Below are 12,007 nucleotides of genomic sequence, written 5' to 3' on the forward strand. Positions count from 1 at the left end.
CGGACACGTTGTGCTTCTTGCTGTTCCGATCAGACCGCCGACCACGGGGCCACGGCGACCACGTCCCGCATGACGGTCGCGAAATCGGCGACGGATTCCAGCTCGAAGACCGCCGCGACGACATCGTCCATGCGCGCCTCGGAGAGGACGCCCGTGGCGTTGATCCGGAACTTCGCGATCAGTTCGTCGTCGGTCGCGCGGGTGGTGGGGTCGGGGGTGGGACTACCCTTCGGGAAGTGCCGCTCCGCCACGAAAGTCGTTCCGCGCGCGTCGACTTCGACCCGGGCGGGGCGCGCGGACGGGTGCGCGGCCAGGGCTTGCAGATAGTCGGGATGGGCGGCGAAGGTGACCTTGTCCATGAGGTCCAGCACCGAGCGGCCGAACACCAGTTGCGGATCGTGCCACGCCTTGGAGGGAGTGACGCGGTGCGCGCCGACGGCCAGGCCGTGCGCGATGCTGAACTGCGCGTCGTGGGTGTGCTCGATGACATTGCTCAGCCACAGCGGATACATGACCGCCGCCTCACCCCAGCAGCGGATCGCGTCGATCTCGCCGGGACGCAGATCGTGCTGCTCGACGATCTCGGTCAGGGCGTGCAGCGGCGCGTGCAGGATGCGGCAGTGTGGATACGGTTTGAAGCTCTGCTCGGCGGGAAACAGCCAGCTCTCCCCCAGGCCCTCCAGCAACTGCCCCGGTTCCCAGCGGCGGCTGCCGATGAAACGGCGGTAGCCGAATTCGGCGTCGTCCAGGACCGGCAGGTCGCCGCGATGGCCGAGCTTCCCCAGGTAAGCGGCGGTCAGCGCGGCCTGGGTGAGGGCCCCGGCCAGCGAATACTTGATGGTCGCCGACGGGGCGTGCTCGGTCCACGAGCGCTGCGAATTCACCGGGGAGGTGCTCGCGGCGATCGCCAGGGCGTGCGCCAGCACCTCCGGCGCGAAGCCGCCCAGCTTGCCGACGGCGGCCGTGGCGCCGAACACAGTGTTGCTGTAGCCGAGCACCGGCGGGAAGCTCAGCGTCCCCTCCGGTGAGCGGTCACGCAGATAGTCCATGGACTTGTAGAACCGGAACGACAGCTCGTGGGCGAGTGCGATGGCGGCCAGCACCTCGGGGCCCGAATTCGCGCCGGTCTCGGCGATCGCCAGGATCGGCGGCAGCACGAACGGGGTGACGTGCCCCGGCGGCAGGACCGCGTCGAAGTCGAGGGCGTTGATCAGCTCACCGTTGGCGAACGCGGCGCCGAAGACAGTGGCCCGCTCACCGGTGCCGATGATGGTGGCGTCGCCGGGGCCCATCATGCGCCCGAACTCGATGCCGATCCGGCCTTTGTGCTGATCGACCGCGCCGAGCGCGCAGCCGAGCGAATCCAGCAGAATACGTTTGCATTCCACGACGACCTCGGCCGGCAGCCGGTCGTAGGTGACGGCGGCGGTGAAGCCGGCCAGCTGTTCGACGATGGTTTTCGCCACCACGGAATTCCTCTCCTGAACGGGCCGGTCCGCCCGAATCGGGTCGGCGGCGGCCCTGTACCCACACTGTGGCGCGCCCGAGGCGCGCGCCACATCCGCCGCCGGTCGGATCCGGCTACGACCTTCGGCCGACTAGATCGGCATCTCGGGGGCGATGTACTCCTGCACCCGCACCACCTTGCCGTCCCGCATCTCGGTCACCTGGATGATGTGCAGCTGCTGCAACTGCCCGCCCAGTTCCAGCGAGACCGAGGACTGCACGATGAATCCGGCGTCGGTCAGGACGACGCGCGGATCCACGAACTCGGGGAAGTCCGGGCGCGCCTTGGCGGCGTCCACCGCCTGCTCGACGGTGACCCAGACGTTGTCGTTGCTGTGCCAGACCCGGCAGTCCGGCGAACACAGCTGGACGAACAGATCGAGATCCGACAGCGCCCGTACCCAGGTCTGTGCGACAGCTTCCTTGCTGGTCAGGGTCTCATTACTCATGGGAGGTCCTTCCGGGATCAGCGCAATCGTGCGCGGCGCAGGTGATCTGCGTTACAGCAGCCTCGCAGTCCCCGGCACGCCGGAGTGTCCAAATATCTGGACAGTGCCGGCGGGCCGCTCGAATTACCGTCGGCAAACATGAATCCGCTGCGCGGGCAACGCTTCCGAACGATCGGCATCCGCACCCGAGTGCTGGCGATCGCGCTGGTACCCAGCGCCGCGCTGCTGCTGACCGCTTCCGGCACGGTGACGGTGCTGACGGTGCAGGCGTATTCGGCGCAACAGCTGGCCGACTACCGCAAGACGGTCATCGCACCGCTGCTGCGCTTCATCGGCACCGTGCAGGACGAGCGCGGCGCGAGCCTGCTGGCCGTCACCGGCGCCGGGTCGCAGGCCGATCTGCCCGGCACCCGCCAGCGCCTGGACCTCGCGCTCGCCGAGACCGCGCGGATCTCCGCGAAGGGCGCCAGCCTGGACCGCGCCGGAATCTCGCGATTCACCACGGAATTCGGGAATCTGGTGGCGCGGCTCCCGGACCTGCGCCGGTCCGTGGACCAGCGGCAGGCCGGGATCGCCGACGTCGACTCCTACTACACCCGCATGATCGCGGCCATCGCCGACGGTGGCCGGGACAGCAGTGTGCACTCCTCCCCCAGCAACGACGCACTGGCCGCGGAGATCACCGGCACCGCCCTGGTGCTGGCCGCCGACAACCACTCGCGCGCGGTCGGCCTGCTCGCGGCCGGTCTGGCCGCCGACGATCTGGACCAGGCCCAGCGCCGTTCCCTCACCCAGCTCCTCGGCAGCTATCGCAACGCACTGGAATCTACTGCCCCGCAACTACTTCCGTCGGTCGAGGCCGACTACCACGCGCTCACCGGCGGCCCGGACTGGCGGCTGGCCACCGCGGCCGAGGACCAGATCGCCGATACCGGGAACCTGTCGCTGCCGAATGCGCAATGGCAGGCCGCCGAACAGGCGGTCGGCGGCCGGCTCGGCGCCATGCTCGACAGCCAGTACCACCGGTCCGCCGACCGCAGCGCCGAGGTGGCCGCGCGGTCCTTCACGAGATCCGTGCTGGCCGGCGGCGCACTGCTGATCGTCACCCTGGCCGCGCTGGCCGCCGCCCTGACCTTGGCGAGCCGCCTGGTGCGCCGGCTGCGCACCCTGCGCACGGCCAGTCTGGAGCTGGCACAGCAGCGCCTGCCGGAGATCATCGACCGCATCCGCCGCGGCGAGGAGGTGGACACGGCCGCCGCTGCCGCGGTCGTGGACAGCGGTGGCGACGAGATCGGCGAGGTGTCGGCCGCGTTCGCCGTCGCCCAGCGCGCCGCCATCGACGGCGCGGTGGCCGAGGCCCGCACCCGGGAGGGGTTCAACCGGGTCTTCCTGGACATCGCCTTCCGCAGTCAGGCCCTGGTCCGCCGCCAGCTCGACGTGCTGGACGTGGCCGAATCCGAACAGGCCGATCCCGCGCACCTCCGATTGCTGTACCGGCTCGACCATCTCGCCACCCGGGCCCGGCGCAATGCCGAGAACCTGCTGATCCTCGGCGGCCGGCAGCCGGGGCGGCGCTGGCGCGAGCCGGTCCTGCTGGAAGACGTGGTGCGCAGCGCGGTTTCGGAGACCGAGGGCTTCACCCGGGTGACGACCGTGCGCCTGCCGGAGGTCGGCGTTCTCGGCGCCGGCGTCGCGGATCTGATCCACCTGCTCGCCGAGTTGATCGACAACGCCGCGTCGTTCTCCCCGCCGGACGCGCCGATCCTCGTGCACGGCAGCGTCGTCGCGCACGGCCTGGCGGTCGAGATCACCGACCAGGGCCTGGGCATCGCCTTCGACGAACGCGAGCAACTCAACCGATTGCTGTGCGAGCCACCGGAATTCCACGAGATGGCGCTGTCCGGCCGTCGCCGGCTGGGCATGTTCGTGATCGGGCAGCTGGCCCGGCGGCACGAGATCTCGGTGCGCCTCAACGAGTCCGCCTACGGCGGTGTCACGGCGGTGGTGCTGCTGCCGCGGACACTGCTGCACCGCACGGACACCGAGTCAGATCACGTCGAAACAAGCCGGACCACAGCGGAATTCGTCACGACGACGGTGACGCATCGGCTCGGTGCCGCCCTCGGCGGTCCCGATCGGCCGGGATCCGGCGGCGCCGTGCACGCATTGCCGCCGCTGTTCCCGGATCCGGCGGCCGAGATCGGTAAACCACCCCTGCCACGGCGGAGTCGGCAACAGAGCCTGGCGCCGCAGTTGGCCGGGGACCAGGTCGTGGCCGACACCGCAGTCGGCCCGGCGCGCACCGCCGACGCCGCCCGCGCGTCGATGGCCGCGCTGCAACGAGGCACCCGCCGTGCGCACGCCTCGGATGCGGACCCCCATCGATGAGACGAACGGTCGGAACATGAACGAAGACGCAATGCTCGGCACCCCGTCCGGCAGCCTGGACTGGCTGCTCAACAATCTGGTGGATCAGGTGTCCGGCGCCGACGCCGCGGTGGTGTTGTCCGCCGACGGCCTGCCGGTGGCCGGATCCGACCGGCTCACCCGGGAGCAGATCGAGCACCTTGCCGCCATCGCCTCCGCACTGCACAGTCTCGGCCGCGGGATCGGCACCCATTTCGGCCGGGGCGCCCTGCGGCAGACCGTGATCGAACTGGAGGGCGGTTACCTGGTGGCGAGTGAGGCCGGCGACGGCGCGTGCCTCGCCCTGCTCGCCGGCCTCGATGCCGACCTCGGCCTGATCGGATACGAGATGACCGTCCTCGTCGGACAGGTCCGCAAGCAACTCGCCGCGACTCCTCGCGTCGCGCCGTCGGCCTTCGCCGCGCATCGCCGGCCGTGAGTCACCGCGCGGACGACCCGTGGTCACCGGGATACGAGGATGATCCGGGCCCGCTGGTGCGGCCGTTCGCCGTCACCCGCGGCCGCACTGCTGCCGGCCCGCGAGATCTGGACATCCTGACCCGCGTGTCGGCCGCGGGTGTCCGTACCGGCGGCGACGCCCTGGAGCGCGAATACCGGGAGATCCTGCGGCTGTGCGACCACACCACCCTGTCCATCGCCGAGATCGCCGCGCATCTGCACCTGTTCGTCGCCGCCGCGAAGGTCCTGGTCGCCGATCTGATCGATGGCGGCTACCTGATCTTCCGGGCGCCGCCGACCCCGGAGAGCGCGGCCGACCCAACCCTGCTGCGAGCGGTCCTGGAGGGCATCCGCCGTCTGTGACCCGAGGTTTCCCGCCATTGCCCCGCACCCGGATCCGGTTGCGGGGCAATGGTTTCCGGCTCAGTACAGCGTGTAGCCGCCGTCCACGGGCAGGTTCACCCCGGTGATGAAGGACGCCTTGTCCGACAGCAGGAACATAGCTGCCTCGGCATGTTCGACCGGCTCACTGGCCCGGCGCAGCGCGTGGGTCGCGGCGACGGTGTCGGCATAGGACGGGTTCTTCTCCAGGTACTCCAGGTATATCGGGGTCTTGGCCGTCGACGGCCCGATCGAGTTGACCCGGACGCCCTGTTCGCCGTATTCGGCCGCGGCGGCCTTGGTCAGCCCGGCCAGCCCGTGCTTGGACGCGGTGTATTCGGCGGCGAGCGGGATGTAGATCATCGAGCCGACCGAGGTGGTGTTGACGATCGACCCGCCGCCGTTTGCGATCATCGCCGGGATCTCGTACTTCATGCACAGGAACGGGCCGGTCACGTTGATCGCGAAGATGCGGTCGAATTCGGCGCGGGTGACCTCGATCAGCTTCTTGCCGGTGTTGGGCACCCCGGCGTTGTTGAAGGCGCCGTCCAGTTTGCCGTACGCCGACACCGCGGCGTTCACCATCGCCTCGACCTGTTCCTCGTCGGTCACGTCCACCGTGACGAACTGAGCGGTGAAGCCCTCCGAGGTCAACTGCTTCGCCAGCGCCTCACCGGCCTCGGTGGTGATGTCGGCGATGGTGACCTCGGCACCGTTCTCGGCGAACAGCCGCGAGGCCGCCGCGCCGATCCCACTCGCGCCGCCCGTCACGATGATCGAGCGCCCTTCGATTCCAGCCATGATCTGCACTTCCGTTCGGAGGTCCGTTGACACTCCGACGCTATGGGCGGGCACCGGCCCCGAGTGTGCAGATAATTGGACACTCGATCGATTCGGCCCGACCTACATTGCGGTGGATGCCCTCGACCTGCGGGGGCCGCATCCACCGAAGGGCGGACACATGACCGAACTGCTCGACCTCGTCGACGCGCACTACCGCGGCCTGGAGACAGGCGATCTCGAGCTCGCGGCGAGCCCGTTCGCCGAAACCGTCGCCTCGGAGTTCCCCGCCGGCCCGATGGTGGGTATCGAGGCGCTGCGCGGCCTGATCCAGGCGTTCATCACCGCGTTCCCCGATCTGAAGCTGGCCCGCCGCAACGTGTGGGTGTCCGGTGACTCGGCGGTCGCGGAGGTGACCTTCTCCGGCACCCACACCGGCCCGCTGGCCACACCGGACGGGACGGTACCGCCGACCGGCAAGGCGGTGACCTTTCCGCTGATCGACATCTTCACCCTGCGCGACGGCAAGGTCGTCGAGCACCGCGGATACTGGGACAACGCGCTGTTCCTGACCCAGCTCGGCCTGCTCCCGGCGCCGGCCGGGGCGTGATCCGGCGGCGCGGCGGGTCAGCCGATCCCGAGCGCCCGCATGCGGTTGTACAGCGTGGACCGGCTCACCCCGAGTGCCCGGGCGGCCCGCTGCTTGTTCCCACCGGCGGCCTCGATCGCCGCGATGACGACCTCGCGCTCGGCCTGCCGCAGCGGCGAGCCCGGGGCCGGACCGCCGCGATACGCCGCCGGCAGATCCGCCGGGATGAGGTCACCGGCCGAGCGGACCTGCGCCAGCGCCCGGATCACCCGGTGCAGTTCGGTGAGGTTGCCGGGCCACGGCTGCGCGGCCAGTACTCGCAGGGTGTCCGAGGTCAGCCGCAGCCGGTCCGTCCCTTCGATGTCGGCGAGCATGCGTTGCGCCAACCGCGGAATCTCGTGCCTGCGGCGGCGCAGTGGCAGCAGATCGCGGCGGCTGCCGCAGAGCGAGACCAGCGGCGCATGCGTCCCGGTCAGATGATCACCCGGTGTCGCCGTCAGCACGACGGCCCCGCGATCGTCGCGCAGATATCCGGCGAGCAGCGCGGTGAGCTGCTCCGGCAGCAGTTGGATGTTCTCCACGATCAGGCCCGGTCCCGGCTCCTCCAGCGCCGCGCTCAAGGCAGTGGCCCAGGACCGCCGGCCGGTGCGGACGATCTCGGTGGCATCCAGGATGTGCGTACCGGCACCGACGGCTCGCCGGGCGGCGGTGGTCCGGCCGCTGCCCGGCTCGCCGATCACGACCAGCGGCAACTGCGAGACGACGTCCGGATCGGCCTGACGGCCGTCACGATCCGCGACGATGTCGACCCGAACCCCGTCCGCGTCGTCGATCGGCGTGCACTCCAGGACCACGGTACGCCCGGACACCAGCGTCAACCGCTGCAAATGCACCGTGGCGACGCCGGTCTGCTCGGCGCAGGTGCGCACCGCCGCGTGATCGGCGGGGTCGAGCAGATCCAGCGCCGCCGGGGTGGCCAGGACCAGCCCCTGCCCGACCACCATGACCGGACGGCCGCTCCGGCGGGCCGCGACCTGGAAGGCGTGCAGCAACCGGTTCTGATCGCGGCTCACGTCACGCAGCAGCCGTTCCTCGATGTCGCGGACCATCCGCCGGGCCAGCGGCCGCAACAGCCGGTGATCCCCGGCGGATGGTCCGCCGATATCGAGCACGCCCGCCAGCCGCCGGGTGCCCGGATGGAAGATCGGATGGCCGTAGCAGGTGAACTCGCGGAAGGTGGTCAGGAAGTGCTCCGGCCCGCGGATCAGCACCTCCTGCCGGGTCTCGACCGGGGTCCCGATGGCGTTGGTGCCGATCACGTCCTCGCCCATCCGCACGCCGCGCTGGAAGCCGAGTTCGTGCATCGCGGCGCCGATCGCCGGACCGGCGGCCACGAGATCGATGACCCTTGCGTCCTGATCCGCGAGCACCAGCCCGATGGCCGACCCCTCGAGTTCGGCGCTCATCCGCCGCAGCACCGGCGCGGCGGCCCGGAGCAGAGCACTGTCACCCACCACATGCCGGTCCAGCGCCGGGGATGCGTCCGCACGCAGTCCGCTCAACCGTGATCGCGCCCAGGACGAGGTGATCTCGGGCCGACCGCGATCGACCTCCGGTTGCGGCGCAGTGCTCGGCATGCGGGACCGTCCTTGCTCCCCGGCGACTCGGGTACGAGTCGGCGCTCCTGTTCGATCGGGAGCGACTATATATAATATTTAATGGCAATGGGCTCGAATCGGTCAGGTTGCCCGACCACCGCACGGCTACCGGGAACCCCGGATGACCTCCAGTTCGTCGAGCAGCCGCCGGACGAAGTACCGCGACGGTCGCCCCGGCTCCTCCGGGCCGTCGTGGATGGTGTCGAGCAGACCGGCCAGGCCCGGGCCGCTGCTGTCGATCGCGAACCGGACCAGCCCGAGCCGGCCGCACTGGGCCAACGCCGGAACCATCCGATCGATCGCCTCCTCGGTCCGGCCGCCGGCGACCAGGCAGGTTCCGGACAACAGCTGCGCCTGGACGAGGGCCCGCGGCCGCGACTGCCGCCGAATCTCCTGGAACATCCGCTCGGCGGCCTCGATCGCGCGGCGGTTGGATTCCGGCGAACCCTCCGCCAGCCACATCCGGATCGCCGAATCCTGGTCGAGTTCCGCGATGTTCGCGCGCATGTGATCGGGCTGGCGGCGATACGGGCCGAGCCGGTCGAGACGGCGGCGTTCATCCTGGGTGACGGCCAGCCCCAACCGGATTCGCTCGTTGAGCATGCGCACCGACAAGCGGGGCAGCGCGAGCTGGTGCGCGACCCGATGCCCCTCGTCGAGCAGCTGCCCGGCCTCGAACCGGTCGCCACGCACCGCGGCCAGCCGGGCCGCGGTCCCGTAGACGTTGACCAGCACGTCCACGCTGATCGCGTCACCCTCCTCGGCCGGTACGAGTTCGGCGGCCTCGGCGAATTGTCCTGTCTGATAGAGCAATTCCGCGAGGTACGTGCCGGCCGCCATGCGGGCGTTCGCCGACCGGATACCGGACTCGGAAACCCCGGCCAGCGCACCGCGGAAGATCCGTTCCGCACGTTCGATGTCGAGTTGCTCGAAGGCGGCGACAGCCGCGGTGAGCTGATCCAGCACGACGAGAAACGATCCGCGGCGGGTACGGTACGGGGCCGTCCATTCGTGCCACCGCCGGACATCGTCGAAATCGAACCGGTAGAAGGCCGCGGCCGCGGCCAGAGCGGCGCCGGCGTCGGCGACATAGGACCGCACGGGCCGCAGCAGCCGCTGCTTCGCAGCGGGTGACAGATCGTCGGCTCGGTCGCACTGCACGGACATGCCGACCCGCACGATCTCGGATTCCAGGGCGAGATCCTCGGTGCGGTCGTCGCGCGGCCGGACGGCCAGCAGCGCTTCGGCCCGTTCGTAGGCCTCGCGAGCGGGGCCGAGCTGGAATCGGCCCAGATTCGCCCAGGCCGCCGCCAGCTGCAATCGCGGGTTCGCCTCGGCGAGCGCCGACGGCAACAACGCGTTCAAGGCGAGGAAGGTGCCCATCCGGAAGTCGCTCAGCAGATCATCGGCGTGCTCCACGACGATCCGGACCGCCCGCTCGGGATCCTCGCCCGCGAGCGCGTGCTCCACGGCCTCCGACAGCATCGCATGGTCGGCGAACCAGCCCGACGCGGTCAGATGCAGCTGCTCTGCCAGACCGGGATGCCGCCGGATCAGCCGGTCCCGCAGGAAGTCCGCGAACAGCCCGTGATAGCGGAACCAGCGCCCCTCGTCGTCGACGCCGCGCAGGAACAGATTCCGGCGCTGGACCTCCTCCAGCCGATCCACGGCCGACGAAGTGCCGGTGAGGGTTTCGGCCAGATCGGCGCAGATCATATCGGTGATCGAGGTGCGCATCAGGAATTCGAGCAGGTCCGGTTCGAGATCCTCGACGACGCCTTCCAGCAGATACTCCCCGATGGCGCGATCGTGTCCGGAGATGCGATCGATACAGGCGGTCGGATCCGACTTGCCCCGCAGTGACAGTGCGGCCAATTGCAGTGCGGCGGCCCAGCCTTCGGTGGTGTCGCGCAGCCGATCCGCATCCGCGCGGTCCAGCGGCAGTTCGTCGACCTCCAGCAGCAGCTGCTCGGCCTCGTCGCCGTCGAATCGCAGTGCGTTCTCGTCGATCTCGACCAGTTCGTCGCGAACCCGCAAGCGGGCCAGGGGAAGTCCGGTCGACGTCCGGCTGGTCACGATGACGCGCAGATGATGGCAGGCGTTGTCGAGCAGGAACCGCATCCCGTCGAGCACGACCGGGTCGTGGATCAGATGCCAGTCGTCGACGACGACCGCGACCGTCTCACCGCCGCTGTGGATTTCGTTGATGAGCGTGGTGAGCACGCGGCGCACGGCATCGCTCGGGCCTTCCTCGAGCGCCTGCGCGAGCTCACCGCCCAGACGGGGCTGCACCCGGCGGACCGCCGCCACGAACCGCGCCAGGCACCAGGTGCTGTTGTTGTCCTCGGGGACCAGGGTCAGCCAGGCGACCGGGATGTCGTCGGCGGCCAGTTCGGCGGCCCACTGCGCGGCGAGGGTGCTCTTGCCGTATCCGAGTGGCGCATGGATCAACGTCAGCCGCCGCGGCGCACCCTCGCGCAGGATGCGGAGCAACCGGGGCCGGTCGACCAGGCGATGCGGCGAGGCGGGCGGCCGGTAATGGGTGATCGGCGCGACGGCGGGCCCTGGCTCACGCCCCTGCGCCGTCGACGAGCCGGCCGGCGCCACCCCCTCGGCCACCGGGGGCGAGGCCTCCGCGATCAGCGCGTCGACCGGCAGACCCGCGGCGAACTGGATATCGCGCAACCGCGTGCCGAATTCGACCGCCGAACCCGGCCGCTCGTCCGGGCAGGGATTCATGGCGGCCTCGATCGCCGAGCACAACGCAGGCGGCACCTCCGCCGTGCGCAGGTCCGGAACCGGCTCGGTCCCGATCCGGACGAATTGCGCCACCAGGGATTCGCCGTCCTTACGCGCGAACGCCGCATGCCCGGTCAGCGCGGTGAACAACGTGGCGCCGAGCCCGTAGACATCGGCGGCCGCCGTGGGCGGCTCGCCCCGCAGCACCTCCGGTGCGGTGTACGACGGCGTTCCGGCCACGATCTCCGCCGAGGTGCGGAACAAGCCCGCCATCCGGGCCAGACCGAAATCGGCCAGCTGCGGCTCCCCGTAATCGGTGATCAGAATGTTCGCCGGAGTGACATCCCGGTGCACGACCCCGGCGGCATGCGCGGTCGCCAGCGCGCCGGCCAGTTTCACCCCGAGGGTGAGCACCTCCTGCCAACCGAGCGCGCCCTCGGTGCGGATGCGCCGATCGAGGGATCCGCGGGGATGGAACGGCATGACCATGAACGGCCGTCCGGAGGCGGTGACATCCACCCGCAGGACCTGCACGATGGTCGGATGCGCGGAGAATCGGCCCGCCGTCTGCTGCTCGCGCAGGAACCGGGCCCGATCGTCCTCGTCCAGTTCGGTGGACAGCAACTTGACCGCCACGACCCGGTTCAGCGACAGCTCCACACATCGGTACACCGTCCCGTACCCACCGCGGCCGATCTCCTCGGCGGCAGCGAACCCGACCTTCAGCAATTCCGCAGCATCATCAGGAAGTTCCTGCCGTCGAGTCGCGACCGGCACAACGTCGGACGATGAAGGCTGATTCATACGCACACCCGGGTCCTGTAACGCGGTCGGATACTCCGCCCTACCGCACGCAACTGCGCCTCACTGACGAGCCGGCGCGGCATTTCATACGGCCAGTCTATGTAGCGAACAATCAGCATACAAGGAATGGGCCGGGGCGGAGCGGTGCAGCCGGACCGCGGTGCCACCTCCGGCACCGGATCGATCCACCACCGTCTGCACGGCAGAGCCGACCGGACGCGCTGTTCGATCCGCTC

At 70.0% G+C, this 12,007-nt stretch carries 9 protein-coding genes; 4 read left to right on the forward strand and 5 right to left on the reverse strand.

The window, feature by feature from the left end; all coding sequences use genetic code 11:
• Positions 1 to 29: 29 nt before the first annotated feature.
• Together LBW94_RS24665 and LBW94_RS24670 are read right to left on the reverse strand one after the other, a co-directional pair.
• Positions 30 to 1,466 (reverse strand): MmgE/PrpD family protein, encoded by a 1,437-nt coding sequence (locus tag LBW94_RS24665; RefSeq protein ID WP_225060080.1) that lies wholly within the window; start codon positions 1,464 to 1,466, stop codon positions 30 to 32.
• 132 nt (positions 1,467 to 1,598) lie between these two features.
• A complete protein-coding gene (locus tag LBW94_RS24670) occupies positions 1,599 to 1,955 on the reverse strand; it encodes a nuclear transport factor 2 family protein (protein ID WP_225060081.1) in 357 nt (118 codons plus the stop codon).
• Positions 1,956 to 2,093: 138 nt separating this feature from the next.
• Here LBW94_RS24670 and LBW94_RS24675 point away from each other — a divergent pair, with 138 nt between their 5' ends.
• The 3 genes from LBW94_RS24675 to LBW94_RS24685 are packed head-to-tail and all read left to right on the forward strand — an operon-like array spanning position 2,094 to position 5,183.
• Positions 2,094 to 4,343 carry an ATP-binding protein gene (locus LBW94_RS24675; RefSeq protein ID WP_225060082.1) on the forward strand — a complete coding sequence of 750 codons (2,250 nt, stop codon included), beginning with the start codon at positions 2,094 to 2,096 and terminating at the stop codon, positions 4,341 to 4,343.
• 16 nt (positions 4,344 to 4,359) lie between these two features.
• Positions 4,360 to 4,800, forward strand: a complete 441-nt coding sequence (locus tag LBW94_RS24680) for a roadblock/LC7 domain-containing protein (protein WP_225060083.1) — start codon at positions 4,360 to 4,362, stop codon at positions 4,798 to 4,800.
• On the forward strand, positions 4,797 to 5,183 hold the full coding sequence (locus LBW94_RS24685) for a DUF742 domain-containing protein (RefSeq protein ID WP_225060084.1): 387 nt from the start codon (positions 4,797 to 4,799) through the stop codon (positions 5,181 to 5,183). The genes LBW94_RS24680 and LBW94_RS24685 overlap by 4 nt, the downstream gene beginning before the upstream one ends.
• A gap of 60 nt (positions 5,184 to 5,243) precedes the next feature.
• On the opposite strand, the gene LBW94_RS24690 is transcribed toward LBW94_RS24685, so the two are convergent.
• Positions 5,244 to 6,002, reverse strand: a complete 759-nt coding sequence (locus LBW94_RS24690) for an SDR family NAD(P)-dependent oxidoreductase (RefSeq protein WP_225060085.1) — start codon at positions 6,000 to 6,002, stop codon at positions 5,244 to 5,246.
• Positions 6,003 to 6,162: 160 nt separating this feature from the next.
• Between LBW94_RS24690 and LBW94_RS24695 the strand changes: the two genes are divergently transcribed.
• On the forward strand, positions 6,163 to 6,591 hold the full coding sequence (locus LBW94_RS24695) for an ester cyclase (protein WP_225060086.1): 429 nt from the start codon (positions 6,163 to 6,165) through the stop codon (positions 6,589 to 6,591).
• A 17-nt stretch (positions 6,592 to 6,608) separates the two neighbouring features.
• On the opposite strand, the gene LBW94_RS24700 is transcribed toward LBW94_RS24695, so the two are convergent.
• The gene (locus tag LBW94_RS24700) at positions 6,609 to 8,207 is read right to left on the reverse strand and encodes a sigma-54-dependent Fis family transcriptional regulator (protein ID WP_225060087.1); all 1,599 of its coding nucleotides are present in this window, start codon (positions 8,205 to 8,207) and stop codon (positions 6,609 to 6,611) included.
• Positions 8,208 to 8,333: 126 nt separating this feature from the next.
• Complete coding sequence (locus tag LBW94_RS24705) at positions 8,334 to 11,696, reverse strand: serine/threonine-protein kinase (protein ID WP_225060088.1); 3,363 nt, start codon at positions 11,694 to 11,696, stop codon at positions 8,334 to 8,336.
• Positions 11,697 to 12,007: the final 311 nt, after the last annotated feature.

The organism is Nocardia sp. alder85J, assembly GCF_020176955.2.
Lineage (GTDB): Bacteria > Actinomycetota > Actinomycetes > Mycobacteriales > Mycobacteriaceae > Nocardia.